28 protein-coding genes are annotated in these 26106 nt (G+C 60.9%); 13 read left to right on the forward strand and 15 right to left on the reverse strand.

Annotation, left to right across the window (positions count from 1 at the left end; all coding sequences use genetic code 11):
• Nucleotides 1-23: 23 nt before the first annotated feature.
• The gene (locus tag ACIQWP_RS18770; protein WP_402790283.1) at nucleotides 24-665 is read right to left on the reverse strand and encodes a LysE family translocator; all 642 of its coding nucleotides are present in this window, start codon (nucleotides 663-665) and stop codon (nucleotides 24-26) included.
• Between the two features lie 163 nt (nucleotides 666-828).
• Between ACIQWP_RS18770 and ACIQWP_RS18775 the strand changes: the two genes are divergently transcribed.
• Nucleotides 829-1311, forward strand: coding sequence for a MarR family winged helix-turn-helix transcriptional regulator (locus tag ACIQWP_RS18775; RefSeq protein WP_402790286.1), 483 nt, complete (start codon nucleotides 829-831; stop codon nucleotides 1309-1311).
• Between the two features lie 70 nt (nucleotides 1312-1381).
• Here the strand turns inward: ACIQWP_RS18775 and ACIQWP_RS18780 are convergent, their stop codons facing one another.
• Nucleotides 1382-2605, reverse strand: coding sequence for an argininosuccinate synthase (locus ACIQWP_RS18780; protein WP_402790289.1), 1224 nt, complete (start codon nucleotides 2603-2605; stop codon nucleotides 1382-1384).
• A 180-nt stretch (nucleotides 2606-2785) separates the two neighbouring features.
• Between ACIQWP_RS18780 and ACIQWP_RS18785 the strand changes: the two genes are divergently transcribed.
• The gene (locus ACIQWP_RS18785) at nucleotides 2786-3640 is read left to right on the forward strand and encodes an SDR family NAD(P)-dependent oxidoreductase (RefSeq protein ID WP_402790292.1); all 855 of its coding nucleotides are present in this window, start codon (nucleotides 2786-2788) and stop codon (nucleotides 3638-3640) included.
• A gap of 65 nt (nucleotides 3641-3705) precedes the next feature.
• The gene (locus tag ACIQWP_RS18790) at nucleotides 3706-4347 is read left to right on the forward strand and encodes a LysE family translocator (protein ID WP_402790295.1); all 642 of its coding nucleotides are present in this window, start codon (nucleotides 3706-3708) and stop codon (nucleotides 4345-4347) included.
• Here ACIQWP_RS18790 and ACIQWP_RS18795 read toward each other — a convergent pair.
• From ACIQWP_RS18795 to ACIQWP_RS18815, 5 genes are all read right to left on the reverse strand, one after another.
• Nucleotides 4331-4759, reverse strand: a complete 429-nt coding sequence (locus ACIQWP_RS18795) for a hypothetical protein (protein ID WP_402790298.1) — start codon at nucleotides 4757-4759, stop codon at nucleotides 4331-4333. The genes ACIQWP_RS18790 and ACIQWP_RS18795 overlap by 17 nt on opposite strands.
• Nucleotides 4760-4764: 5 nt before the next feature.
• The gene (rlmN, locus tag ACIQWP_RS18800; protein ID WP_402790301.1) at nucleotides 4765-6000 is read right to left on the reverse strand and encodes a 23S rRNA (adenine(2503)-C(2))-methyltransferase RlmN; all 1236 of its coding nucleotides are present in this window, start codon (nucleotides 5998-6000) and stop codon (nucleotides 4765-4767) included.
• A gap of 307 nt (nucleotides 6001-6307) precedes the next feature.
• Nucleotides 6308-6856 (reverse strand): invasion associated locus B family protein, encoded by a 549-nt coding sequence (locus ACIQWP_RS18805; RefSeq protein WP_402790304.1) that lies wholly within the window; start codon nucleotides 6854-6856, stop codon nucleotides 6308-6310.
• 332 nt (nucleotides 6857-7188) lie between these two features.
• Nucleotides 7189-7578 carry a YkvA family protein gene (locus ACIQWP_RS18810; protein WP_402790307.1) on the reverse strand — a complete coding sequence of 130 codons (390 nt, stop codon included), beginning with the start codon at nucleotides 7576-7578 and terminating at the stop codon, nucleotides 7189-7191.
• A 66-nt stretch (nucleotides 7579-7644) separates the two neighbouring features.
• Complete coding sequence (locus ACIQWP_RS18815) at nucleotides 7645-7950, reverse strand: 4a-hydroxytetrahydrobiopterin dehydratase (RefSeq protein ID WP_402790310.1); 306 nt, start codon at nucleotides 7948-7950, stop codon at nucleotides 7645-7647.
• Nucleotides 7951-8096: 146 nt separating this feature from the next.
• Here ACIQWP_RS18815 and ACIQWP_RS18820 point away from each other — a divergent pair, with 146 nt between their 5' ends.
• On the forward strand, nucleotides 8097-8579 hold the full coding sequence (locus ACIQWP_RS18820) for a low molecular weight protein-tyrosine-phosphatase (RefSeq protein ID WP_402790313.1): 483 nt from the start codon (nucleotides 8097-8099) through the stop codon (nucleotides 8577-8579).
• Here ACIQWP_RS18820 and thpR read toward each other — a convergent pair.
• Together thpR and ACIQWP_RS18830 are read right to left on the reverse strand one after the other, a co-directional pair.
• Nucleotides 8510-9106 (reverse strand): RNA 2',3'-cyclic phosphodiesterase, encoded by a 597-nt coding sequence (gene thpR, locus ACIQWP_RS18825; RefSeq protein ID WP_402790316.1) that lies wholly within the window; start codon nucleotides 9104-9106, stop codon nucleotides 8510-8512. The genes ACIQWP_RS18820 and thpR overlap by 70 nt on opposite strands.
• 68 nt (nucleotides 9107-9174) lie before the next feature.
• Nucleotides 9175-9825, reverse strand: a complete 651-nt coding sequence (locus ACIQWP_RS18830) for an arylesterase (protein WP_402790319.1) — start codon at nucleotides 9823-9825, stop codon at nucleotides 9175-9177.
• 82 nt (nucleotides 9826-9907) lie between these two features.
• Here ACIQWP_RS18830 and ACIQWP_RS18835 point away from each other — a divergent pair, with 82 nt between their 5' ends.
• The 4 genes from ACIQWP_RS18835 to ACIQWP_RS18850 all read left to right on the forward strand — a co-directional run bounded on the left by ACIQWP_RS18835 (nucleotide 9908) and on the right by ACIQWP_RS18850 (nucleotide 14771).
• On the forward strand, nucleotides 9908-10618 hold the full coding sequence (locus ACIQWP_RS18835; RefSeq protein ID WP_402790322.1) for an ABC transporter ATP-binding protein: 711 nt from the start codon (nucleotides 9908-9910) through the stop codon (nucleotides 10616-10618).
• A complete protein-coding gene (locus ACIQWP_RS18840) occupies nucleotides 10615-13161 on the forward strand; it encodes an ABC transporter permease (RefSeq protein WP_402790325.1) in 2547 nt (848 codons plus the stop codon). The genes ACIQWP_RS18835 and ACIQWP_RS18840 overlap by 4 nt, the downstream gene beginning before the upstream one ends.
• A gap of 193 nt (nucleotides 13162-13354) precedes the next feature.
• A complete protein-coding gene (locus ACIQWP_RS18845) occupies nucleotides 13355-14095 on the forward strand; it encodes a Bax inhibitor-1/YccA family protein (protein WP_402790328.1) in 741 nt (246 codons plus the stop codon).
• A gap of 118 nt (nucleotides 14096-14213) precedes the next feature.
• Entirely contained in the window at nucleotides 14214-14771 is a 558-nt protein-coding gene (locus ACIQWP_RS18850) for a GNAT family N-acetyltransferase (protein ID WP_402790331.1), read from the forward strand.
• Nucleotides 14772-15016: 245 nt separating this feature from the next.
• Here ACIQWP_RS18850 and ACIQWP_RS18855 read toward each other — a convergent pair whose 3' ends face one another.
• The 3 genes from ACIQWP_RS18855 to acnA all read right to left on the reverse strand — a co-directional run bounded on the left by ACIQWP_RS18855 (nucleotide 15017) and on the right by acnA (nucleotide 19469).
• Nucleotides 15017-15418: a DUF2794 domain-containing protein gene (locus ACIQWP_RS18855; RefSeq protein ID WP_402790334.1), complete on the reverse strand. Its 402-nt coding sequence runs from the start codon at nucleotides 15416-15418 to the stop codon at nucleotides 15017-15019.
• Nucleotides 15419-15778: 360 nt separating this feature from the next.
• Nucleotides 15779-16522, reverse strand: a complete 744-nt coding sequence (locus ACIQWP_RS18860) for a DUF1223 domain-containing protein (RefSeq protein ID WP_402790337.1) — start codon at nucleotides 16520-16522, stop codon at nucleotides 15779-15781.
• A gap of 256 nt (nucleotides 16523-16778) precedes the next feature.
• Complete coding sequence (acnA, locus tag ACIQWP_RS18865) at nucleotides 16779-19469, reverse strand: aconitate hydratase AcnA (protein ID WP_402790340.1); 2691 nt, start codon at nucleotides 19467-19469, stop codon at nucleotides 16779-16781.
• Nucleotides 19470-19732: 263 nt separating this feature from the next.
• Here acnA and ccmA point away from each other — a divergent pair, with 263 nt between their 5' ends.
• The 5 genes from ccmA to ACIQWP_RS18890 all read left to right on the forward strand — a co-directional run bounded on the left by ccmA (nucleotide 19733) and on the right by ACIQWP_RS18890 (nucleotide 23033).
• Entirely contained in the window at nucleotides 19733-20380 is a 648-nt protein-coding gene (gene ccmA / locus ACIQWP_RS18870; protein ID WP_402790343.1) for a heme ABC exporter ATP-binding protein CcmA, read from the forward strand.
• Between the two features lie 253 nt (nucleotides 20381-20633).
• Nucleotides 20634-21293 (forward strand): heme exporter protein CcmB, encoded by a 660-nt coding sequence (ccmB, locus tag ACIQWP_RS18875; RefSeq protein ID WP_402790346.1) that lies wholly within the window; start codon nucleotides 20634-20636, stop codon nucleotides 21291-21293.
• 192 nt (nucleotides 21294-21485) lie between these two features.
• Nucleotides 21486-22247 (forward strand): heme ABC transporter permease, encoded by a 762-nt coding sequence (locus ACIQWP_RS18880; RefSeq protein ID WP_402790348.1) that lies wholly within the window; start codon nucleotides 21486-21488, stop codon nucleotides 22245-22247.
• Nucleotide 22248: 1 nt separating this feature from the next.
• Nucleotides 22249-22422: a heme exporter protein CcmD gene (ccmD, locus tag ACIQWP_RS18885; RefSeq protein ID WP_077471973.1), complete on the forward strand. Its 174-nt coding sequence runs from the start codon at nucleotides 22249-22251 to the stop codon at nucleotides 22420-22422.
• Nucleotides 22419-23033: a DsbE family thiol:disulfide interchange protein gene (locus tag ACIQWP_RS18890; RefSeq protein WP_402790352.1), complete on the forward strand. Its 615-nt coding sequence runs from the start codon at nucleotides 22419-22421 to the stop codon at nucleotides 23031-23033. Before ccmD ends, ACIQWP_RS18890 begins: the two co-directional genes overlap by 4 nt.
• Before the next feature lie 228 nt (nucleotides 23034-23261).
• Here the strand turns inward: ACIQWP_RS18890 and ACIQWP_RS18895 are convergent, their stop codons facing one another.
• Genes ACIQWP_RS18895 through ftsY form a run of 3 tightly spaced genes read right to left on the reverse strand, consistent with a single transcriptional unit; the run spans nucleotide 23262 to nucleotide 26100 of the window.
• Nucleotides 23262-23852: a DUF2585 domain-containing protein gene (locus tag ACIQWP_RS18895; protein WP_402790355.1), complete on the reverse strand. Its 591-nt coding sequence runs from the start codon at nucleotides 23850-23852 to the stop codon at nucleotides 23262-23264.
• A complete protein-coding gene (locus tag ACIQWP_RS18900) occupies nucleotides 23849-24568 on the reverse strand; it encodes a septation protein A (RefSeq protein WP_402790358.1) in 720 nt (239 codons plus the stop codon). The genes ACIQWP_RS18895 and ACIQWP_RS18900 overlap by 4 nt, the downstream gene beginning before the upstream one ends.
• Nucleotides 24565-26100 carry a signal recognition particle-docking protein FtsY gene (gene ftsY / locus ACIQWP_RS18905; RefSeq protein WP_402790361.1) on the reverse strand — a complete coding sequence of 512 codons (1536 nt, stop codon included), beginning with the start codon at nucleotides 26098-26100 and terminating at the stop codon, nucleotides 24565-24567. Before ftsY ends, ACIQWP_RS18900 begins: the two co-directional genes overlap by 4 nt.
• Between the last annotated feature and the right edge of the window lie 6 nt (nucleotides 26101-26106).

Consider the following 26106-nt stretch of genomic DNA (forward strand, 5'->3'; position numbering starts at 1 on the left):
CCGAACAAATTGATCCGATGAGATCAGGCCTTGCGCCAGCCGAGCAGGCCGGGCGTGGCATGCCAGAGCGCCTGCGCCGCAAACCCCATGAACAGCACGCCGGAGCAACGCACGATCAGCCGCTCATGCGCGCGATAGAAGCGACGCACGGCGCCCGCCCCGATGATGCTCACGAGAATGAGGTCGGCCGTTATGAAGCCGACAAAGGAAACGATGAGCAGCAGCGGCAATGCGCTGAAGGTTAATGCGCTGGCGGAGCCCGCGACAAGAGCCGTGAAGGTTGCCAGCGCGACCGGATATCCCTTCGGATTGGTGACGCCGAAGATCAGGCCGCGACGGAACGGGCGGTCGACATTGACGAGCGCCTTGCCATCGCCCTTCGGCTTGGCGGTCACGGCACTCCAGCCGATCCAGGCGAGATAGAAGCCGCACAGCAATCCAAGCAGATCGAAAACGAAGGTGCCGATGGTCTTTGCGCCGACGATGGCGACCAGGGCGAGCGTGGACCAGACGAGATCGCCGAGCAGATGGCCGCTGACGAAGAAGGCACCCGCCTTGCGCCCTTGGCCGGCACCTATGCCGAGCAGGGCGAGGAAGGCCGGACCGGGAATGAGCACGTAGAAAAGCGCGGCGAGGAAGGCGCCGACAACGAGTGATTGCGTCATGATGAATGTTCCTGCTGGTGATCGCGCGAGAGTAGCAATCTGCGAAACCCGGTCAAGCCGCTGGTCGTTTTAAGTCTCAGGAAGCCGTTGTGTTAAGCGGACGAAATCAATAAGAACGTAGTGGGGCCCCAAAAACTTAAAAAGCGTAGGTAGGGAAGCGCTTATGAACAGCAGGATTAACACGGACTCGCTTGCTTTTCTTGTAAGCGATTGTGCCCGACTGATCAGGACGGCTTTCGAGCGACGCATTCTTGTCGCCGGGCTGGGGTTGACGGCGGGCGAAGCACGTACGCTGATGCAGGTCGCCGCCATCAACGGCAGTCGCCAGCTCGACATCGCCTCCCGCATGGGATTGGAGCCGATGACGGTCAGCGCCTTTCTCGACAAGTTGCAGGCACGCGGCCTGATCGAACGCCAACCCGATCCGCTCGACCGCCGCGCCAAGCGGATCGTGCTTTCGGAAGCGGCCGATGCGAAGCTGAAGCAGATCGACCGGGAGATCTGCGAAGTCGAGCGCAACGCGACGCAGGGCTTCGGCAAGGATCTTCAAGTTCAGCTGCATGATGCGCTCTGCGCCTTCCGCAGCAACCTTCAGAAGGCCGAAGCGCCCGCGGAAGTCGAACGCGAGTTGAGGCCGGTGGACTAGCTCCAGGCCGTTTCCTCCAAAAGGAAGCCCGCCCCCGGCGACCGGAAGCGGGCTTTTCGCGTGTCGTGAATTACTTCGACAGGTTGCGCTTGGCGAGCGTCCGCAGGCGCAGAGCGTTGAGCTTGATGAAGCCGGCCGCGTCCTTCTGGTCGTAGGCGCCCTGGTCGTCCTCGAAGGTGACCAACTTGTCGGAATAGAGCGACTTCGGGCTTTCGCGACCGATCGTCATGACATTGCCCTTGTAGAGCTTCAGCGTCACTTCGCCTTCGACATGTTCCTGGCTCTTGTCGATAAGGGCCTGCAGCATCTCGCGTTCCGGCGAGAACCAGAAGCCGTAATAGATCAGCTCGGCATAGCGCGGCATCAGCTCGTCCTTGAGGTGCGCGGCACCGCGATCGAGCGTGATGGATTCGATGGCGCGGTGTGCTGCGAGCAGGATCGTGCCGCCGGGGGTCTCGTAGACGCCGCGCGACTTCATGCCGACGAAGCGGTTCTCGACGAGGTCGAGACGGCCGATGCCGTTGTCGCGGCCGTAATCGTTCAGCTTGGCAAGCAGGGTTGCGGGGCTCAGGCGCTCGCCGTTGATCGACACGGCATCGCCCTTTTCGAAGCCGACCTTGATGATCGTCGCCTTGTCGGGAGCGGCTTCGGGAGAAATCGTGCGCATATGCACGTATTCAGGCGCTTCCTGCGACGGATCTTCCAGAACCTTGCCTTCTGACGAGGAGTGCAGCAGGTTGGCGTCGACGGAGAACGGCGCTTCGCCCTTCTTATCCTTGGCAACCGGGATCTGGTGCTTTTCGGCAAATTCGAGCAGGTCGGTGCGGCTCTTGAACGACCAGTCGCGCCACGGAGCGATGATCTTGATGTCCGGGTTCAGCGCATAGGCCGACAGTTCGAAACGAACCTGGTCGTTGCCCTTGCCGGTTGCGCCATGCGCGATGGCATCGGCGCCGGTCTTCCTGGCGATTTCGATCAAATGCTTGGAGATCAGCGGACGGGCAATGGAGGTGCCGAGCAGATAGACGCCTTCATAGACGGCATTGGCGCGGAACATCGGGAAGACGAAATCGCGCACGAATTCCTCGCGCACGTCCTCGATATAGATTTCCTTGATGCCGAGCAGTTCGGCCTTCTTGCGCGCCGGCTCCAGCTCTTCGCCCTGGCCGAGATCGGCGGTGAAGGTGACGACTTCCGCGCCCAGCTCCGTCTGCAGCCACTTCAGGATAATCGAGGTGTCGAGACCGCCGGAATAGGCGAGAACGACTTTCTTCACGTCTTTATGTGATGCCATGATGAGTTCCGTTTGAAGGCGAGCCAGGGGAGAGGCCCGCAAACCTGTATCGCGGAACTTTTAGCGAGATTATCGGGAGGCGCAAGGGGAGGCGCCGTATCGCCGCCTCGGACGAGTTTGACACGCTTTCGGAAAGCGCCATATTCGCCGGCGAGCAAGCAATGCCTGGAGGGCACGCCTTTGACCGATATTCAAGACATTTTCAAGAAATCCAATGTTGCCGTCATCACCGGAGGCGCGTCCGGCATCGGCTTTGCGGCCGCTAAATATTTCGCCTCGCTCGGCATGAGCGTCGTCATTGCCGATCTCGGCGGCGACCGGCTGGCGGAAGCGAGCGCCGAGCTGAAGACGATCACGGGCGAAGAACACGTTCTGGCCGTCGAGACCGACGTCGCCAGCAAGGAGGCGCTGGAAGCGCTGGAGCGGGCCGTCCTGCAGCGCTTCGGCCGCGTGCATGTGCTGATGAACAATGCCGGCATCGGCCCGGAAACTTCTATCTTCAGCGCGCAAGGCGGCTGGGACGCCATTCTTGGCGTCAACCTGCTCGGCGTCATCAACGGCACGCGCGTCTTCGGACCGGGCATGCTGGCGCATGGCGAACCAGGCCTTATCATCAACACCGGCTCGAAGCAGGGCATCACCACGCCGCCGGGCAACCCCGCCTACAATGTCTCCAAGGCCGGCGTGAAGGTCTTTACCGAAGCGCTGCAGCACGAATTGCGCAATACGGAAGGCGCCAAGATATCCGCCCATCTCCTCATCCCTGGCTTCGTCTTCACCGGCCTGACCAAGGGCGAGCGCAAGGAAAAGCCCGCCGGAGCCTGGACGCCGGAGCAGACGGTCGAGTTCATGGTCGAGAGCCTGAAGCGTGGCGATTTCTATATCCTTTGCCCCGATAACGATGTCGCCCGTCCGACAGACGAACGCCGCATGCTCTGGGCCGCCGGCGATATCGTCGAGAACCGCCCTCCGCTGTCGCGCTGGCATCCCGACTACGCCGATCAATTCAAGGCATTCCTGGAAAAGAAGGATTGATTTGCAATCCCCCGAAAGCCGGATAAGAGAAAAATGCATTCCCCATCCGGCTTTCGGAGCATCCTATGGACTTCATACCCAGCCTGCCGACCCTTCTCGCCTTTTCGGCAGCAAGCCTCTTGCTGGCAATGACGCCAGGCCCCGACATGACGCTGTCGATCAGCCGTGCGCTGGCGCAGGGCAAGAAGGCGGCGCTCTTCGTCGTGCTCGGCACCACGCTCGGCGTCGTCGTCCACACCTGCCTGGTGGCCTTCGGCATTTCCGCGCTGATTACCGCCTCGCCGGTCGCCTTCACCGTGCTGAAGACGGGCGGCGCTGCCTACCTGCTGTGGCTGGCGATCCAGGCGATCCGCTTCGGGTCCAACCTGTCGGTCAAGAAAGTCGATGCCGTCGGCAAGACGCCCTTCGCCAACATCTCGAACGGCTTCTGGGTCAATCTGCTGAATCCGAAGGTCATCATCTTCTTCATGACCTTCCTGCCGCAGTTCGTCACCGTAGGCGATCCCGCCGTCGCGCACAAGCTGCTCTTCCTCGGCTTCTTCTTCATCGTCATCGGCATTCCGGTGAATGTGCTGGTCATTCTCGCCGCCGACGGCCTGTCGTCCTGGCTGCAGCGGAACCGCAGCGTCATGCGCGGTCTCGACTACACCTTTGCCAGCGTCTTCTCGATCTTCGCGGTGAAGATCTTCTTCACTCAGGCTCGCTGAGAACGGACCATCGCCCCGCAAACCGGCCGGCGATCCACCAATAGACGGTGGCGCTTGCGACACCCAAGAAGGCAAAGCAGACGGCAATAGTGATCAGATTGAGCGTCTGCGGCCGTTCTATGCCGCCCGAAATCAGGATGGAAGCGACCGCCGACAGCGTCGCGCCAAAGATCGCGTAGCCGTACCATCGGCGCATTCCGCGCCATTCCAGAATCGGAATGACCACGAGGGATGGCAGGATGCTGACGATCATCGCCACTTTCGTCAGCGCAATGGTCAGGACGAAAAGCTCGGGCGCCGCCGTTTCCGGCACGGTCCAGGCGGCAACGCAGGCGAGCACGAAGCCCATCAGAACGCAAGCGGCGAGATAGCCCCACAGGAGGCGTATCGGCTTGCGCAGTCCAAGGAGCATCGATCTCAATCCTCGCCGTGATTGGCGATCATCATCGCTTCGAATGCCAATCGCTCCGTCTTGCGCATGCGCTCGGATTCCGACTTCAGCTGACCGCAGGCGGCGAGAATATCGCGGCCGCGCGGCGTGCGGATCGGCGAGGCATAACCGGCCGAATTGATGAAATCGGCGAATTTCTCGATGTGCTCCCAGTCCGAACACTGATAGTTCGTGCCGGGCCAGGGGTTGAAGGGGATCAGGTTGATCTTGGCCGGAACGCCCTTCAGGAGCTGGATCAGTCCCTTGGCATCCTCAAGGCTGTCGTTGACGCCCTTCAGCATCACATATTCGAAGGTGATGCGCCGCGCATTCGACAGGCCCGGATAGGCCCGGCAGGCGTCCATCAGCTCCTTCAGCGGATACTTCTTGTTGATCGGCACCAGCATGTCGCGCAGGTCGTCGCGCACCGCATGGAGCGAAATCGCCAGCATCACGCCGATTTCTTCGCCGGTGCGGTAGATTTCCGGTACGACGCCCGAGGTCGAAAGGGTGATACGCCGCTTCGAAAGCGACAGGCCGTCGCCGTCGGATGCGATCAGCAGCGCCGTCTTGACGCTGTCGAAATTGTAGAGCGGCTCGCCCATGCCCATCATGACGATGTTGCTGACCTTGCGTCCCTCAGCCGGCATGACCGTGCCCTGCGGCGCTTCGCGGTCCGGGAAATCGCCGAGCCGGTCGCGTGCCAGCAGCAGCTGCGACAGGATCTCTTCCGCCGTCAGGTTGCGCACGAGGCGCTGCGTGCCCGTATGACAGAAGGAACAGGTGAGCGAACAGCCGACCTGGCTGGAAATGCACAGCGTGCCACGGCCTTCTTCCGGAATATAGACGGCCTCGATCTCGACGGGACGGCCGGCGCCGCGCGGCGGAAAGCGCAGCAGCCACTTGCGGGTGCCGTCGTTGGAGACCTGCTCCTCGACGATTTCGGGGCGCGCGATGGTGAAATGCGTCTTCAGCATTTCCCGCATGTCCTTCGAGACGTTCGCCATGGCATCGAAATCGGAGACGCCGCGCACATAGATCCAGTTCCAGAGCTGGCTGACGCGCATCTTGATCTGCTTGTCGGCAACGCCCTTTTCCTTGAGCGCCGCACCCATCTCTTCGCGCGTAAGGCCGATAAGCGATGGCTTCGGCGCAAGCTCGACCGGCTGGGATACCGGCATCGGCTTCATCTTGGAGGGGGTTATCACATCGGTGGCGGACATAGGATCATTCCAACGGTTCACATCGGCGATGCCGCAAAAGCTGACGAAAGCTGCGGATGCGGGCAAGGCACGGAAATCTGAGGATTCATGCGGTGGCGGGACATGCTGTCTGCCGGACACCTGCTGTTGGCGCGGCCTTTAGCATTAATTTCCGCTCGCGTCATCCCTTTCCCTCAAAAGCGAAGCTTGGCCCTCAAAAGCAAAGTTCGGCCCTCAAAAGCGAAAGGCCGGTCGACATGACCGGCCTTGTTCATTGCGGTCGCGGCAACGGGAGGATCACATTATCGTGATCCCTCGGTCCTCGATCTTATTTGCAGTTTTCGATCTGCTTCAGGGCAGCAGTCACACCCTTCAGCGAATAGGTATACGAGGTGGCAGTGCCCTTCTTCGAGGTCGCTGTGACCTTGAGCGAATGTCCGGACTTCAGAGCCGCGACCAGCGCGGGCTCCTGCGCGGCGTTTTCGACCCAGGCGGCCTTGTCCTTGGTGAACATCACGAAGGTCTTGTTGTCGATGACGACATTGACCTTGGAATTCTCTTTGAGGGGATAGCCCATCATCGCCTGCGGCTCATAGGAAATATTCTGGCCCGGCCGCTGCGACACGATGAAGAAATTGTCGCCGTGGTCGATGCCCGTCGCCGGCATCTTGGCAGTCGGCACGGAGAGGACGTAGCAGACCTTGCCAGCAGCGGACTGGTAGGAATAGGCGCCCCAGGCGTCGAACTGCTGAATGCGAGAAGGAGCCGCCGGTGCTGCTGCTGGTGCTGCCTGCGTCTGCTTCTTGGTCTGCGCGGACGCTATGCCGGTTCCGGCCAGAACGAGCGAGAGGGCGATTGCGAAGCTTTTTACAAACATGGTTTCCTGCCGATTTCTTGCGGTCCAGAGCTCATGGCGATTCGATTAACGCACGCCTATGCTCGTGAGCTGCCTTATTTTGACTTTATTCAGGTTACCAAACCGTCAACGGAGCGCCGCCCGCCACTGGCTCCGTGTCATTTCAACCCAGGTATCGCACTAAGCTTGAAAGGCACCAGAAGGAATTGGAAAACCCGGATGGTGGAGTACCACCCAACGGATTCGATTTAAGACAGAAAGATTCAGGCAAGAATTTGACCTCGCTAAAATCAGGGGATCTTATAAATCTCTGGAAACCCGAGAGGATTCCGATCTGCCTCGCAAAATGGGCATCAGGCCGTCTTCACGGCATCGGGCTCGTTCTCCAGAGCCCGGTCGGCGGCGTCGTAATGTTCCTGGCGGATATGCCCCCTGATCATGCTGAAGGCGAGCGTCAGCACCGCAACGTCATCCGAATAGCCGATGACGGCAAAGAAATCGGGGATGATATCGACGGGCATGACGAAATAGCCAAGTGCCGCGAGCAATATGCCGCGAACGCGGGTCGGCGTCTGCGGGTCGAGCGCGCAATAAAAGGCAGCCACGACATCGCGTGAAAACGGGATATGGCGAGCCGCCTTCCGCAAGGTCGGCCAGAATTTTCTGCGCACCGATGTCTCTTGCTCCTTTTGGGCCTCTTCGTCACCAGGCATCAGGATTTCCCCGTACTTGATGTCATCCATTCCATTCACCTCTATCGAGGCCCGTCGCCCGGGCCGTGTCAACATATGGTGATCGCTTGCCGCTATTCAATCGATCCGGCGCGCTGCCGCTTTCTCCATCGCCTTCGCCAGCTTGACGTCATGATCCGTCAGACCGCCGACATCATGCGTCGTCAGCTTCACCTCGACGCGGGAATAGACGTTGAACCATTCGGGGTGATGATTGAATTTTTCGGCGGCAAGCGCAGCTTCCGTCATGAAGCCGAAGGCTTCGACGAAGTTGCGGAACTTGAAGGTCTTCGAAATCGAAAGGCCGTCGGCGGCAAGCGCCCAGCCTGAGAGTTCTGCAAGATTTTCATCGATTGCCGTGCGGTCCAGCTTCTCGTATTTCATGACACGTCACTCCTCTCCAGAGCGTGATGCCGAAAAGTGTAGGCGGTTTTCGGCCGACATCACGCTCTACTCCCTTGATTCTGGAGCTGGATGATTTTAGCTCGATTCGACCTAAAATCATCCAGCTCCAGCGGTTGAACGATAGCATGGATCGTCACAGGGTACTTTTCGTCTGCGCCGGCAATATCTGCCGGTCGCCCCTTGCCGAAGGCATATTCAGGCATCTGGCGAACGAGGCCGGCCGCGCGGACGAATTCGAAATCGATTCGGCCGGCACCGGCGGCTGGCATCAGGGAGAGCCTCCGGATCGCCGCTCGATTGCGGCTGCGGCCGGTCATGGCATCGATATATCGGGCCAGCGAGCCCGACGCGTCGTATCAGCCGATTTCGGCAGGTTCGATCTGATCCTGGCAATGGATCAAGACAATTTGAAGAACTTGCGCAAGACAGCGCCCGCTGAAGCCTTCGGCAGGCTGCATCTGTTCAACACCCTTGCGCTTGGCAGCAACAAGGATATCCCCGACCCCTACTACGGCGACCGTGAGGATTTCGAGGCTGTCTATACCATGCTCTTGGCCGGCTGCAGCGCGCTGTTGCCCAAGGCGGGCAAGCTGCTGCGGGGCTCATGAAGCGGGAATATCTCTTCGGTGAGATAAGGACCGCCACCGACCGATTCGCGCGAGGACAGAAGCACGAAGCGTCCGACCGTGAACGGTTGAGTATAGAAGTTGCCGCGACCGGAGAGATAGTGCACGACATCATCGACCCGCGAGGATTTCAGCCTGGCGAGCGTCACATGCGGCGTGAACTTGCGGGGGTCGGACTGCAGGCCGATGCGCTGGCAGATGCGCTCGATTTCGCCTTGCAGCGCGAACATATCAGGCGTCTGCGAGACGCCGGCCCAGACCGAGTGCGGTTTCTTCGAACCAAAGGAACCGATGCCCTCCAGCCGAAGCTGGAACTCAGGTCGATCTATCCGGTCCAGCCGGTCGACGATCTCATCAGCCGTGCGGCCATCGACATCGCCGATGAAGCGCAAAGTGATGTGATAATTTTCAACGTCGATCCACCTGGCTCCCGGGAGACCACCGCGCAACAATGACAGGCTCATGGCCGCATTGCGCGGAATTTCGAGGGCGGTAAAAAGTCTCGGCATGACGAGCACTCCCCGAATCTCTTGCAGGTTTAAGTAGGGAATCACGCATTTGCAGTCGGTGCAAGCATCTATTTCGCACCTGCGTCAATCATCCCTACAAAACTCATAACGGCCGGTAAGATATGCTCGACCATGATATCGACGCCCTTGGGGTTCGGATGCATGCCGTCTGAGAGCTGCAGATCCGCATGCGTGGCAACGCCATCAAGGAAGAACGGATAAAGCGCAAGCTGGTATTTATCGGCCAGGCGCTTGTAGATCGGGTTGAATTTCTCGGCATAGTCGGCGCCCATATTCGGGGGCGCCAGCATGCCGGCGAGAAAGATCGGGATCTTTCTATCCCTCAGACGCTCGATCATCGTCTCGAGGTTCTTTTCCGTCTGCTCCGGCGGAATGCCGCGCAGCGCGTCGTTGGCGCCGAGTTCCAGGATCACGCCGTCCGTGCCGTCGGGCACCGACCAGTCTATGCGCGAGAGCCCACCCGAGGTCGTGTCGCCGGAAACGCCGGCATCGGCAACCGCCACATCCAGCCCCTTGGCCTTCAGCGCTGCCTGCAGCTTGGCGGGAAATCCGTCGCCGGGCGGCAGCTGATAGCCTGCCATCAGGCTGTCGCCGAAGCCGACCAGCTGTATGGTCCGCGCATTCGCAGCCGCTGCCGCGCCAAACAAAAGACCGAAAGTGATGACAGCGAATTGAAACGCAGCAACTTTAAATCTCATGATCCATTCCCTAAATTCGCTGCTCGGGCCAAATCACGCCCGCCATTATCTTTGATGTTCTCTGATATATAGGGCGTTCGCATTGGCAAAAACCATCATCGAGCTGAAGAAGGCGGATTTGACGCTCGGTAACGCCGCCGCATCGGTCCATGTGCTGAAGGGCATCGACCTGACGATCATGGAGGGCGAGGCCGTCGGCATCGTCGGTCCCTCCGGTTCCGGCAAGTCGACCTTGCTCATGGTGCTGGCCGGCCTCGAAAAGCTCGACAGTGGCGAACTTCTGATCCGCGACACGCCATTGCACAGCCTGAACGAAGACCGTATCGCCGATTTCCGCGGCCGCAACATCGGCATCGTCTTCCAGTCCTTCCACCTGATCGCCAACATGACGGCGCTCGAAAATGTCGCCGTGCCGCTGGAGCTTGCCAATGTCCGCGATGCCTTCGATATCGCCCGGCGGGAGCTGGAGGCGGTGGGGCTCGGCGAGCGGCTCACGCACTATCCCGGCCAGCTTTCCGGCGGCGAACAGCAGCGCGTGGCGATCGCCCGCGCGCTGGCGCCTTCGCCGGCCGTCCTCATCGCCGACGAACCGACGGGCAATCTCGACACCGATACCGGACGGCAGATCGCCGACCTGCTCTTTGCCCAGCAGGCCGAGCGCGGCACGACCATGCTGCTTGTGACCCATGATCCGGCGCTTGCCACCCGATGCTCGCGCCAGATTCGCGTCCGCTCCGGCGAAATCGAGAACGACAGCGCCCGCACCCGCGCCAACCAGGCAGCCATTGCATGAGCGCGGCGGGACTGCGCCTGCCCCTCGCCTTCCGTCTTGCCATGCGCGAACTGCGCGGCGGCCTTGGCGGCTTCTACATCTTTCTGGCCTGCATCGCGCTCGGCACCGGCGCGATTGCCGCCGTCAACTCGGTTTCCCGCTCGATCACCGACGCAATATCGACCCAAGGCCAGTCATTGCTATCGGGCGATGCCCGTTTCGAGCTGCGCAATCGCGAGGCGACGCCGGAAGAGTTCGCCTATCTCCAAAGCTTAGGGAAAGTCTCCCGCTCCACCGGCCTGCGCTCGATGGCACGATTGCCCGATAGCTCCGACCAGGCGCTGGTCGAGGTCAAGGCGGTCGATGACGCCTATCCGCTATACGGCACCTTCGAGGCGGACCCCAATCAGCCGCTCTCGACCCTGCTCGCGGCCAAGGACGGCGCCTATGGCGCCGTCGTCGCGCCGCTGCTGCTCGAACGCCTGAACCTCAAGATCGGCGATAATCTGCTGTTGGGCAACGTCAAGCTGCGCATATCGGGCACGATAACGACAGAGCCCGACGCCGTCTCGGAAGGCTTCGGCTTCGCCCCTCGCCTGCTCACCAGCCGCGACGCCTTGATCGCCTCCGGCCTGATTACGACGGGCAGCCTCGTCGAGCAGTCCTACAAGATCCGCATCGCCGATCCCGCAACCGGCCTTCGCAATCTCGGCGACCGTGCCAATGCCGCTTTCCCGCAAGCCGGCTGGTCGATCCGCAGCAGCGACCGCGCCGCGCCCCAGCTCGCCGACAACGTCACCCGCTTCTCGCAGTTCCTGACGCTGGTGGGATTGGCGGCGCTCATCGTCGGCGGCGTCGGTGTCGCCAATGCCGTGCGTGCCTTTCTCGACTCGAAGCGCACCACTATCGCCACCTTCAAATGCCTGGGCGCGCCCGCCTTTGTCGTCGTGCTGATCTATCTCATCCAGATCGCCGTCATTGCGCTCGCCGGCATTGTTGTCGGCCTTGTTCTCGGCGCCATCGCACCCATGATTGCTTCACAATTCATGGCCGAATTCCTGCCCATCTCGACCGCGCCACGGCTCTATCCCGGCGCGCTGACACTGGCGGCCCTGTTCGGCTTGCTGACGACGCTTGCCTTTGCCATTCCGCCGCTCGGCCACGCCCGCGAAGTGCCGGCAACGGCCCTGTTCCGGGAACAGGGCTTCGAGGCACGTCGCCTGCCCGGCTGGCCCTATCTGCTGGCCGCCGGCCTGCTGATGGCCGCGCTTGCGGCTTTGGCGATCGTCACCGCCTATGACCGCTTCATCGCCATCTTCTTCGTCGTTTCGATCGCAGGCGCTTTCGTCGTGCTGCGCGCCGTCGCCGCCCTGCTCTCCTGGCTTGCCCGCCGCAGCCCGCGGGTGCGCTCGCCCGCGCTGCGCCTTGCGATCGGCAACATCCACCGGCCGGGCGCGCTGACCTCGTCCGTCGTGCTGTCGCTCGGCCTCGGCCTGGCGCTCCTGGTGACGCTGACGCTGATCGACGGCAATATGCGCCGCGAGCTGATGGGGCGCATGAGCGAACAGGCGCCGAACTTCTTCTTCGTCGACATCCAGGGACCGGAGCTGGAAGGCTTCCGCAAGATCGTCCTCGACATCGACCCCAAGGGCAAGCTTGTCGAAGCGCCGATGTTGCGTGGCCGCATCGTCGCCTTCAACGGCGAGGATGTCACCAGGATGAAGGTGCCGGCCGCCGGGCAATGGGTGCTGCGCGGCGATCGCGGCATCACCTATGCCGAAACCGTGCCGGAAAACGCCGCCCTTACGGAAGGCAAATGGTGGGACAAGGATTATGGCGGCGAACCGCAGGTGTCCTTTTCCGAGGAGGAAGGCAAGGCGCTCGGCCTGAAGCTCGGCGACAAGGTCACCGTCAACGTGCTCGGCCGCAACGTCACCGCCAAGATCGCCAGCTTCCGCAAGGTGCAATGGCAATCGCTGTCGATCAATTTCGTGATGATCTTCTCGCCCAATACCTTCAAGGGCGCGCCGCACGCCTGGCTCGCGACGCTGACGGATACCTCCGCCACCTCGGAACAGGAGGCGACGATCCTGCGAAGGGTCACCAATGCCTATCCGACCATCACCAGCGTCCGCGTCAAGGATGCGCTCGATGTCGTCAATACGCTTGTGGGACAACTCGCCACCGCGATCCGCGCCGCCGCCTCGGTCGCACTCATCGCCTCCGTGCTGGTGCTTGCCGGCGCGCTTGCCGCCGGCAACCGTGCCCGCACCCATGACGCGGTCATCTTGAAGACGCTCGGCGCGACGCGGGCCATGCTGATTCGCGCCTTCAGCTACGAATATCTGATCCTGGGTGCCGCAACTGCCGTCTTCGCATTGATCGCCGGCTCGGCATCGGCCTGGTACATCGTCAGCCGCATCATGCACCTGCCCTCGACCTTCCTGCCCGATGTCGCCTTCTCGACGCTCGTCATCGCTCTGGTGCTGACGGTCGGTATCGGGCTGATCGGCACCTGGCGCATTCTCGGCCAAAAGGCGGCGCCCGTGCTACGTGAGCTTTAACCCCACGAAGCATTGACAGAACATCACGAATCGACCCGATATTACGCCGATTTAACATCGGCCCGACCGCTTGACCCTTGTGTATAAGGCCTGAAAGCCTCATATTCTGTGCAGGCATGCTGAAGCTCCGCAGCGGCGCCTGGGCCCGAAAGGCCCGACACCGTACCCAAATCGGAGCTTGAAAGAGGAAAACATGGCTGACTTTCGCAATTACCAAAACCGGGCGCAGAGCGATGCGCAATCCGGTGCGATGATAGACGCAGGCCTTCGAGCCTACATGCTCAAGGTCTATAACCTGATGGCGCTGGGTCTGGCGATCACGGGTGTTGCCGCCTATCTCTCGTTCTCGCTCGCTTTCTCGAACGGACAGATCACGGCCTTCGGCCAGGCGATCTATCTGAGCCCGCTGAAGTGGGTGGTCATTCTGGCACCGCTGGCAATGGTCTTCTTCCTGAGCTTCAGGATTAACCGTATGAGCGTGGCCGCCGCGACGACGACCTTCTGGGTCTACGCCGCGCTGGTGGGTCTGTCGCTGTCGTCGATCTTCATCATCTACACTGGCCAGAGCGTCGTGCAGACCTTCTTCGTGACCGCCGCCTCCTTCGGCGCGCTGTCGCTCTACGGCTACACGACCAAGCGTGATCTCTCCGCGATGGGCTCGTTCCTGATGATGGGTCTCTTCGGCCTGATCATCGCGTCGCTCGTCAACATCTTCCTGGCTTCGTCCGCGCTGCAGTTCGCGATCTCGGTGATCGGCGTGCTGATCTTCGCAGGCCTCACCGCCTACGACACGCAGCGGATCAAGGAAATGTACTACGCCGCCGACGATGCCACCATGGCAGGCCGCAAGGCGATCATGGGCGCCCTGTCGCTCTACCTCGACTTCATCAACCTGTTCATGTTCCTGCTGCAATTCATGGGCAACCGCCGTTAATCGCGCAGCATGAATAAGAAATGGAAAGGCGGCTTCGGCCGCCTTTTTTATTTGCCTGGCTGCCGGGCCTGCGATTTGATAGCGACGGTCATATCAAGCAGATCAGGCAATAGAAGCAATGTCCGCCAGCCTTCGCAGCGCAACCCCAGACGACCTCCCCCATATCACCGCCATCTACCGGGATTCCGTCTTGAACGGTACGGCGAGCTATGAACTCACCCCTCCGACCGAAGAGGAAATGGCGGCGCGTTTCCAGGCGATCCTCGACAAGGGTTATCCCTATATCGTCGCAGAGGGCCGAGGTGGCGAGTTCCTGGGCTATGCCTATGCCTCGGCATTTCGCACGCGCCCGGCCTATCGCTGGATGGTGGAGGATTCGATCTATCTGGCGCCGGAAGCACGCGGCCGCGGCGTCGGCAGGCTGCTGCTCGATGCCCTCGTCGAAAGCTGTCAGACGCTCGGCTTCCGCCAGATGATCGCCGTCATCGGCGGCGCCCATCCGGCCTCCGTCGCCGTGCATCGCGCCGCGGGGTTCACCGAAGTCGGGCTCTTGAAGGGCACCGGCTACAAGCATGGCCGCTGGCTGGATACCATGCTGATGCAGAAGGCGCTCGGCGAGGGAAGCGGCACAGATCCAGATCCGTCGGTCTATCCTGGGATTTTGTTTGGAGGTTAAAGCGGGTCTCGTATATGCCGCACCTCTGATACCCCCCTCTGTCACTGTCGTGACATCTCCCCCACAAGGGGGGAGATTGTAGGGAGTTTGACGCTCGTTCCTTCCAAATTAACAAACTGCAGATTCGACATTCGCTTGGGGCAAGAACGTGCGGCGAGTTACCAATCTCCCCCCTTGTGGGGGAGATGTCACGAAGTGACAGAGGGGGGTGCACCCTCCGCAAACATGCAATTAACGAAGAAAAACTACTTCTCCACCAGCTTCAGCTGCTTGTCGAACACCTTCAGCACCTGCTGCAGCTCGTGGCCGCGCTTCAGGATCATGCCGTTGGTGTTGACCACCGAGAAGGCGCCCTGCTTGGCGGCCAGCTTTGGATCCTTTTCTATGCGGAAGAGCGGCATCTCGCCGGAGCGCTTGAAGACGGAGAAAACCGCCTTGTCCTTCAAGTGGTCGATGGCGTAATCGCGCCATTCGCCCTCGCCAACCATGCGCCCATAGATCCAGAGAATCGCATCGAGTTCCCGGCGATGGAAGGTCACCGGCAGCGGGTCCTTGCTCTGTTTGTATTCCCTGAGATCGACGACGACGGAGGAATTCGTATCGGCGGAGCGGTTTTCGCCGTGTCGCAAATCCGGCTGATCAGTCATCAATCCCCCAGGGGCTATCTCATGACAGGAGAATGACAGTTTGCCTCAGCCGCACCAAATTGCAAGACGGCAGACGGCTCACAATTTCTTTCCCACGCCTGAAAGCACCTCGTCAGTGCCGCATTTCAGCCAAAACGACGCCCAATTTGCAGGAAGTATAGAGGGCCGTTTGACGCCGCCGCGTCAAACGGCCCGGCCGGGGCGCATCGATTAAACCCCAGCCCCGAATGCGTCCTCGCCGGGCACCTCTCCTTTTTGGTTTATGCCAAAATAGGGACCTTTTCGGCGCAGGCCGGAACGGGAAATCTTTTCGGGCGAACCGAAAAAGAAAAGCACGCCGGCAAAGCTGGAAGAAGCCGTTCAGCCGTCCGAGCCGACCACCAGAACAGTTGCTCCGAGAATGGCGGCCGGATCACCCGAAGGCGTCGACGATTGCAGCAGGACGGCAAGGCCTCTCCGACCGGCTTTATCCAGGACGTTGGAAGGCAGCACGAGACTCATGGCCTTTCCGTCCCACATGCCCACCGTCTCGACATCCGAGACCGCATGCATATAGGCGATCTGCTGCCCGGTGTTTTCGCCACCCTTTGGCGCTACCATCTGTTCCTTGTCGAAATAGACGATGACCACATTGGCCTTGCCCGCGCCGGCGCCGATCTTGATCTCGAGCTCGTCGCCCTTTGTCGATGCAATCACCGGAACCGTCAGGCCCTCGCCGCGGTGCTGGAAATCGTCCAGCTTGACATTGATGGCATCGAGGTCGGCACCGTTCATATGGTCTCTGCCGTTGACGATCGCCTGCGGCGTATAGACCCCGCTGCGCCCCATCGTGCGGGCATAGGCATATTGGCGCGCCGTATTGTCCTTGGACGCCATAGTGTCGTTCCAGCCGAGATAATTCCAGTAATCGACGTGATAGGCGAGCGCGACGACATTGCCCTGGCGAATCAGCTTGCGGAACGCCGCATCGGCCGGAGGACAGGAGGCGCAGCCCTGCGAGGTAAAGAGCTCGACGACACCTTTGATCTTCGCCGCTTCCTGCGCATGCAGCGAACTTGCCAGCGCGATGCCTGCCAGAAGTGGAACCAAAAATCGAAGGCGCATTCTATCTTACCTCTGAATCCAATCTCGAGCGCCGTTTGCCCGCTAGGGCTCCGAAACACTCGCGCTTCTTGGGGCGACCAAGCCACATCAAGCCGGAAAAATCTGAAACAAGAGATAATAGTTTAGCGCGATGACGCAAAGTCACGATGGGGTGAGGCCAATGCCACACGGCAGCAGCGCCGAACACAACACCGTGAAAAACAAGACGCCGCCGGAAGAGTTTCCCGGCGGCGTACAGGATTAATTTGAATGTCTATCAGGCAGCGAGATCGCGCAGAACGGTCTGCAGGATGCCGCCATTGTTGACGTAGACGACCTCATCCAACGTATCGATACGGCAGATGATCGGGATATCGCGAACCGTGCCGTCGCCATAGGTGACCTTGGCGATCTTGCGCTCGCGCGGCTTGATATCAGCCAGGCCTTCGATGGTGACGAGTTCATCGCCCTTCAGCTCGAGGCTTGCCCAGGTAGTGCCGTCCTCGAAGACGAAGGGGATGACGCCCATGCCCACCAGGTTCGAACGGTGGATACGCTCGAAGGACTGGGCGATCACCGCGCGCACACCGAGCAGGTTCGTGCCCTTGGCAGCCCAGTCGCGCGACGAGCCGTTGCCGTATTCGACACCGGCGAAGATGACGAGCGGAACGCCCTCGGTCTTGTACTGCATGGCCGCATCGTAGATCGACGTCTCTTCCTTGGACGGATAGTGGATGGTGTAGCCACCTTCCTTGCCGTTCGGGCCGAGCATGTGGTTGCGGATGCGGATGTTGGCGAAGGTGCCGCGCATCATGACTTCATGGTTGCCGCGGCGTGTGCCGTACTGGTTGAAGTCGGCAACGCCGACGCCATGACCGATGAGGTAGGCACCGGCGGGCGAGGCAGCCTTGATCGAACCGGCCGGAGAAATATGGTCGGTGGTGATCTTGTCGCCGAAGAGACCGAGAACGCGGGCACCCTTGATATCGGAAATACCGGCGCCGGTCTTGCCCATGCCCACGAAGTAGGGCGGGTTCTGCACGTAGGTCGAGTCGTCGTCCCACGCATAGGTCTGGCCCGGAGGAACCTGCACGGCCTGCCAGTTGGCATCGCCCTTGAAGACGTCGGCATACTTGCTCTCGTAGAGCTCGCGGGTGACGTACTTCTGGATGAACTCCTGAACCTCGTGCGAGGTCGGCCAGATGTCCTTCAGGTAAACAGGCTTGCCGTTCTGGTCTTCGCCAATCGGCTCCTTCGTCAGGTCGAGCTGTACGGTGCCGGCGAGCGCGTAAGCGACGACGAGCGGCGGCGAAGCCAGGTAGTTTGCCTGGACGTCTGGCGAAATACGGCCTTCGAAGTTGCGGTTGCCCGAGAGCACGCCCGACACGATCAGGCCCTTGTCGTTGATCGTCTTGGAGATCGGCGCCGGCAGCGGACCGGAGTTGCCGATGCAGGTGGTGCAGCCGAAACCGACCAGGTTGAAGCCGAGCTTGTCGAGATCGGCCTGCAGGCCGGACTTGGCGAGGTATTCGCCGACGACCTGCGATCCCGGTGCCAGCGAGGTCTTGACCCACGGCTTGGTCTTCAGGCCCTTTGCAACGGCATTGCGGGCGAGAAGGCCGGCTGCGATCAGCACCGACGGGTTGGAGGTGTTGGTGCAGGAGGTGATGGCTGCGATGGCGACGTCGCCATGGCCGATATCGAAATCCGTGCCTTCGACCGCATAGCGGTTGGAGAGCTGGCCGGGCTTCTTGTATTCGGTTTCGAGCGAGGTTGCGAAGCCGGAAGCGATATTTTCCAGCGCGATGCGGCCTTCCGGACGCTTCGGGCCGGCCATCGACGGCACGACGTCGCCAAGGTCGAGTTCCAGCGTGTCGGTGAAGACAAGATCGGAACCGTCGTTGTCGCGCCACATGCCTTGAGCCTTGGAATAGGCTTCGACGAGCGCGATGCGGTCCTTGGCGCGGCCGGACATGTTGAGGTAGTTCAGCGTTTCCTTGTCGACCGGGAAGAAGCCGCAGGTCGCGCCGTATTCCGGACCCATGTTGCCGATGGTGGCACGGTCGGCGAGCGGCATGTTGTCGAGGCCGGGGCCGAAGAATTCGACGAACTTGGAAACGACGCCCTTCTTTCGCAGCATCTGCACGACGGTCAGTACGAGGTCGGTCGCGGTGACGCCTTCTTTGAGCTTGCCGGTGAGCTTGAAGCCGATGACTTCAGGCAGCAGCATGGAGACCGGCTGGCCGAGCATCGCGGCTTCAGCTTCGATACCGCCCACACCCCAGCCGAGAACGCCGAGGCCGTTGATCATGGTCGTGTGCGAATCCGTTCCGACGCAGGTATCGGGATAGGCGATCGTTTCGCCGTCTTCTTCCTTCGTCCAGACGGTCTGGCCGAGGTATTCGAGATTGACCTGATGACAGATGCCGGTGCCGGGAGGAACGACGCGGAAGTTCTCGAAGGCCTGCTGGCCCCACTTCAGGAAGCGGTAGCGCTCGCCGTTGCGCTGGTATTCCAGCTCGACGTTGCGGGCGAAAGCCTGCGGCGTGCCGAATTCGTCGACAATGACGGAATGGTCGATGACGAGGTCGACGGGAACGAGCGGGTTGATCTTTTCCGGATCGCCACCGAGCGAAACCATCGCGTCGCGCATGGCGGCAAGGTCGACAACGGCCGGAACGCCGGTGAAGTCCTGCATCAGCACGCGCGCCGGGCGATAGGCGATTTCGTTCTCGACGGTGCCCTTGTTGGTCAGCCATTCGGCGACGGCAAGGATATGTTCCTTGGTAACCGACTGCCCGTCTTCAAAACGCAACAGGTTTTCCAGAAGCACCTTCATCGAATAAGGCAGCTTGGAAACATCGGGCAGACCGTTCGCTTCAGCCTTGGGCAGGCTGAAATAGGTGTAGTCTTTCCCGTTCACGGTCAGCGTGGAACGACAATTGAAACTGTCAAGAGATTTAGACACGAGATACCCCGTTTCTGATAGCCAACACAGTCGTGCGAACGCCTATGCACTTTATGCACATCAGGATGCGGGTACGGCCATTTCCGCTGTCCGCACGTAAGGCAGAAAACCTTATGTTCGGCGCAAGGATGAAATTCACGCCGACCGCTGGCGTGGTTGCAGGTCTTATAGATAATTTCGTAAAGACTTGCCAGAGTGACAAGATGCAAATTTGGACAAATTTTTGCGCGTTGCGGCAATGAAAATAAGGGAAGCCTGAGCGAATGCATCTAAGCGCTGAAAACCTGGCGGCAAGGCGGGGCGAAGACCTGATTTTCTCGAACGTTTCCTTTGACTTGGCGGGCGGCGACGCGCTCGTTCTGACCGGTCCTAACGGCTCTGGGAAATCGACGCTTCTGCGCGTCGTGGCCGGCCTTCTCAGACAGGAAAGGGGTCGTGTCACATGGACAGGAAACGGCGGCGAGCCGGACCGGCAGGCAGGCGAAGCCAGCCACTATCTCGGCCACCGCAATGCGATGAAATCCGAGCTGACCGTGACAGAAAACCTGGCCTTCTGGAAAACCTTTCTCGGCGACATGGCGGGCGGCCTCGGCCTAGATATCGATGAAGCGGCCAATGCCGTCGGGCTTGCCGGCATCACCCATCTGCCCTTCGGCTATCTCTCCGCCGGTCAGCAGCGGCGAATCGCTTTCGCAAAGCTGCTCGTCGCCCATCGCCCGATCTGGGTCCTCGACGAACCGACGGCAGCGCTCGACAGCTCGGCCGACCGACTCTTCGCTGATCTGATTGCGGCGCATCAAAAGAATGGCGGCATCGTTCTTGCAGCGACGCACCAGCCGCTCGGCCTGGAGAATGTGCGGGAAATGCGGATGACGGGATTTGCCGGGGTGAGCGAGGGGGTATGGGGATGAGTTCGATGCTTTTGCCTGCGCCGCACCTTCGCCACCCCCCTCTGTTCCTTCGGGACATCTCCCCCACAAGGGGGGAGATTGTTGGGAGTTTGCCGCACCTGCTTGCAAAACCAGCGGGCTCAGCTCCCGCTTCTATGGATTCGATGTTGGATGGGGAGATGTACGCGCCGCAAATGACCAATCTCCCCCCTTGTGGGGGAGATGTCCCGAAAGGGACAGAGGGGGGTATCGCACGGCATACTGGGTGCCACCCATGACCGCCCTCTTCCTCCGCGACCTCAGACTCTCGGTGCGCGCCGGCGGCGGGGCGTTGATCGGCATCCTTTTCTTCCTCACCGTCGTCGCCGTCATCCCCTTCGGCGTCGGACCTGACCTGAAGCTGCTTTCCCGCATCGGCCCGGCCATCGTCTGGATCGGTGCGCTGCTCGCCTGCCTGCTCGGCCTCGACCGCCTGTTCCAGGCAGAACGCGATGACGGTTCGCTCGATCTGCTCGTCATGCAGGAAACGCCGCTGGTCCTGACTGTTCTCGTCAAATGCGCGGCGCATTGGGTGGCGACCGGACTGCCGCTGGTCATCGCCTCGCCGCTGCTCGGGCTCTTTATGAATATGGACGAGACGGCGATCGGCGCGACGGCGCTGACTCTGCTCGTCGGCTCGCCGGCGATCACTCTCATCGGCGCCGTGGGTGCCGCCGTCGCCGTGGCGTTGCCGCGCGGCGGGTTGTTGGTGTCGATCCTCGTGCTGCCGCTCGCTATTCCGGTGCTGATCTTCGGCGTCAGCGCCACCTACGCGGCCGTCGAGGGGCCGCAACCCTTCCTGCCGCCCTTCCTGATCCTGATCGCTCTTACATTGTTCTTCGCCGTCATCGGCCCGGCAGCCGCCGCCCTTGCGCTGCGCAACACGACAGATTGATCGCTAGAGCCGGATGATTTTAGGTCGAATCGACCCAAAATCTGAATCCGCTCTAGAATCAAGGAAGTGGAGCGTGATGTCGTCCGAAAACCACCAACACTTTTCGGCATCACGCTCTAAGAGATACTGTTTCGTCGATCTGAGACAATGCTGTCGATTGCCGCAAAAGCCATAACGGGTTAAACAAGCCGCATGAGCGATATCAGCCCTGCGATCAGCCGATTTTCCGACCTCGCCAACCCCACGCGGTTCCTGGCCTTTTCGACGCGTCTCATTCCCTGGCTGGCGGCGATGACTGCCATACTCCTAGCGATCGGCCTCTATCTCTCCTTCTCGACCGAGGGCGACTACCAGCAGGGCGATACCGTCCGCATCATGTATATCCATGTGCCATCAGCCTGGCTTTCGATGATGTGCTACACGATCATGAGCATGTCGGCGATCGGCACGCTGGTCTGGCGCCATCCGCTCGCTGACGTCGCCGGCAAGACCGCCGCACCGCTCGGCGCCGCCTTCACCCTGATCGCGCTCGTCACCGGCTCGCTCTGGGGCAAGCCGATGTGGGGCACCTATTGGGTCTGGGATGCGCGCCTGACCTCCGTCTTCATCCTCTTCCTGATGTATCTCGGCCTGATCGCGCTCAACCGCGCCATGGACGATCCGTCGAAGGCCGCCCGCGTCGCCTCGGTGCTGACGCTGGTCGGCTTCATCAACATTCCGATCATCAAGTTCTCCGTCGACTGGTGGAACACCCTGCATCAGTCGGAAAGCATCATGCGCCTGGATGGCCCTGCCATCGACGCGGAATTCCTCTGGCCGCTCTTCATCATGGCGCTGGCCTTCACGCTGCTGTTCTTCACGCTGCATCTGATGGCGATCCGCAACGAGATCTGGCGCCGCCGCATCGCCGCGCAGCGCCGCATCGCCGCGCGCATGGCAAGCCGGGAGGAATAGCATGACCCATCCCTTCTACGTCTTCGGCTCCTATGGTTTTGCCGCCGTCATGATCCTCGCCATCATTGCCTGGACATGGATCGACGGCCGCCTGCGCCGCCGCGAACTGGCAGCACTCGAAGCATCCGGCATCCGCCGCCGTTCGCAGCGCCCGCCCGAAGGCGATGCGAAATGACCACCGATGCCGATAATAAGGATCAGCCGAAATCGGGCGGCGGCACCGCGCGCTATCTGCTGGCGCTGATCCCGCTGATCGTCTTTGCCTGTATCGCCCTTGCGGTCGGCAAGGTCATGTATGACCAGGAAGTTCATGGCACCGACATCTCCGCCATCCCCTCGGCGCTGATCGGTACGAAGGCGCCGAAGCTTGCTCTGCCCCCATTGGATGGCTCCAACCTGCCGGCGCTGACCGATGACGCCATCAAGGGCAAGCTGACCCTCGTCAACGTCTTCGCCTCCTGGTGCATTCCCTGCCGCGACGAGCATCCGGTGCTGAAGCAACTCGCCCAAGACGGCCGGCTGAATATCGTTGCGATCAATTACAAGGACACGAGCGAGAACGCGCTCCGTTTCCTCGGCGAACTCGGCAATCCCTACAACGCCATCGGCATCGACCCCAACGGTTCCGCCGCCATCGACTGGGGCGTCTACGGCATCCCGGAATCCTATCTCGTCTCGCCTGACGGCACGATCCTCTACAAGCAGGTCGGCCCGTTTACGCCGACCAGCTTGAAAGAGGGGCTTTATCCGGCGATCGAGAAAGCGGTGGGGAAGCCGGCGTCTTAATTTTATCCGAGAACAACCACCCGCCCTCGTGGTTCGAGGCTCCGGCCCGATGGGCCTCCGCACCTCACCATGAGGACTGATCTCCCTTGCTTCATCTAACGCTGAGCTACCGTTCAATCGTCGCGAGAACCGCTCCACCTCATGGTGAGGTGCCCTGTTGCCGAAGCATAACGCAGGCAATAGGGCCTCGAACCACGAGGTGGCCACGAAGTCAGCTTCAAAACTCTCCTAAATCCCACCCTGCCAGGTCTTGATCGCATCGACCGGCCAGACGAGCATCAGCACATTGAGCGTGAGATTGTCGCGGATCAGGTAGCCCGTCAGCAGCTCGAAGAAGATGGCGATGGCAACCGTCACCAGCACCGGAGCGCGCCAGGCGAACAGGAAGCCGACCACCATGAACACCGCGTCCATCGCCGAGTTCAGAATGCTGTCGCCGACATAGTCGAGCGAGATCGTCGCGGCACGATAGCGGTTGATGATGATCGGCGAGTTCTCCAAGAGCTCCCAGCCGGATTCGATCAACATGGCAACGAACAGCCGCATCGACAGCTGCTTGCCGCGCATGATCAGATGCGTGAGCCCGAAGAACAGGAAGCCGTGGATGATGTGCGACGGCGTGTACCAGTCGGCGATATGCTGCGAATTGCCGCTCGATTTCACCACCGGCTCGAAAAGCTTCACGTAGCCGCAGGTGCAGATCGGCACGCGGCCCATCATGTATTCCGCGACGATCTGCACGAGCAGAACGACCGCGCAGGCGATCAGCCAGAAGCTCTGCTGCCGATAGCGGTTTTGGTCGTCGAGGGTCGCGTTCATTTATCGCCGCTTATCGGCGGCTCGACCGTGTGCTTCATGATCAGCGGCATCTGCGACAGGGTGAAGAGGATGGTGATCGGCATCGTTCCCCAGACCTTGAAGTTGACCCAGAGATTGTCCGCGGCCTTGACGTCGGGCAGGTAGTACCAGTTCGAGCCACGCCAGACGACCTCGTTGAGCACGGCGAGAACGAAGAAGAAAATGCCCCAGCGCAGCGTCAGCTTGCGCCAGCCCTCGGCATCCAGCTGGAAGGCGGCATTGAAGACATAGCCGAGCAGTGACTTGCCGAAGACAAGGCCGCCGAGCAGCGCGGCGCCGAACAGCGCATTGACGATGGTCGGCTTCATCTTGATGAAGGTTTCGTTCTGCAGGTAGATGCCGAGCGCGCCGAAGACGAGGACGACGATACCAGATACGAACGGCATCAGCGGCAGATGGCCGAGCATGACCTTCGAAACGACGAGCGAGAGCACCGTTGCCGCCATGAACAGGCCGGTGGCGACGAAGAGCGGCCCGCCGAGCGCCGCCAGCTGCGGAAAATGCTGCACCAGCCAGTCGCCACGCAAATTGCCGAAGAAGAACACCAGCAATGGCCCGAGTTCCAGCACCAGCTTCAGCATCGGATGATGCTTGTCGGCTGCACTTGGGGTGAGGTCGTTGTCGCTGGTCGTCATTGCGGCACTTTCGCTATCGTCGAATTTGTTCTTGTCGTTCATTGGCTGCTTCCGGCGCCTGTCCCTGCGATGGCGTTGGCAAAATCCTCGGCCTCGAAAGGCTCGAGATCGTCTACACCCTCGCCGACGCCGATGAAATAGACCGGCAGCTTGTGCTTGGCCGAGATGGCCACAAGGATGCCACCGCGCGCCGTACCATCAAGCTTCGTCATGATCAGCCCGTTGACGCCGGCGACATTGCGGAAGATCTCCACCTGGCTCAACGCATTCTGACCTGTAGTGGCATCAAGCGTCTGCAGCACGGTGTGCGGCGCATCCGGATCGAGTTTGCCGAGCACGCGCACGATCTTCTCAAGCTCGGCCATCAGCTCCGCCTTGTTCTGCAGGCGGCCGGCGGTGTCGATGATCAGCACGTCGCTCTTGTTGGCCTTGGCCTGCTGGAAGGCATCGAAGGCGAGACCGGCGGCATCCGCGCCGAGCTTGGTACCGATGAATTCCGATTTGGTGCGGTCAGCCCAGATCTTCAACTGCTCGATGGCGGCGGCGCGGAACGTATCGCCAGCGGCGACCATGACCTTGAGACCGGCGCCGGACAGCTTCGACGCCAGCTTGCCGATGGTCGTCGTCTTGCCGGTGCCGTTGACGCCGACGACGAGGATGACATGCGGCTTGTGGCTGAGATCGAGCTGCAATGGCTTTGCCACAGGCTTCAGCACCTTGGCGATTTCCTGCGCCATGATGCGGCCGACATCCTCGCTGGTCACATCCTTGCCGTAACGCTCGGAGGCCAGCGTATCGGTGACGCGCATCGCCGTCTCGACGCCGAGATCGGCCTGAATCAATAGATCCTCGAGATCCTGCAGCGTCTGATCGTCAAGCTTGCGCTTGGTGAAGAGCGCCGCGATCTGGCCGGTCAGCTGCGAGGAGGTACGCGCGAGCCCGGCGCGCAGGCGCTGGAACCAGGAAAGCTTTTGCTTCGGGGCTTCGGGAGTGGGCTCGGGGATGCTGGAGGCGGTGGCGAAGCCTTTGGGAAGAATGGGGGCAGATGGGGTTTCGGTGTTTTCCGAGGAAGGTTCGGAGTCTTTCGACGAAGGTTCCGAGCTTGCCGAGGCTTCGTCACCCCCCTCTGTCCTGTCGGACATCTCCCCCACAGGGGGGGAGATCGGATCGGTGGGGCGCTCTTCCGAAACTAGATTCGCTTCCGTATCGGCGGATTGCTCCAGTTCGAGTGCCTGAAAGCCTTCATCCTGCTCTTGCGACTCGGATTCAAGAAAGCCGGGAGTTTCAGCGGCCTCGATCTCTTTCGCGCCGGAAGCATCCACCTGGCTTTCAGCGTGAGGTTCTTGCTCAGCCGGCCCTGCATCCTCCAAACGATCTCCCCCCTTGTGGGGGAGATGTCCCGAAGGGACAGAGGGGGGTGACGCGGGCTCGGCAAATTCGGAAGCCGGCGAAACATCCGTTTCCTGCCCCACAGCAGGCGTTTCAACCTTCGCCAAATCCTCCGCAGGCGCCTGCTCCTCAGCCGGCTTTTCACGGCCGAAGGTGAAGACTTTTTTGATGAAACCGAGCGCCATGAAGTG

Origin of the sequence: Rhizobium sp. NPDC090279 (genome assembly GCF_044769665.1) — a bacterium.
GTDB lineage: Bacteria > Pseudomonadota > Alphaproteobacteria > Rhizobiales > Rhizobiaceae > Rhizobium.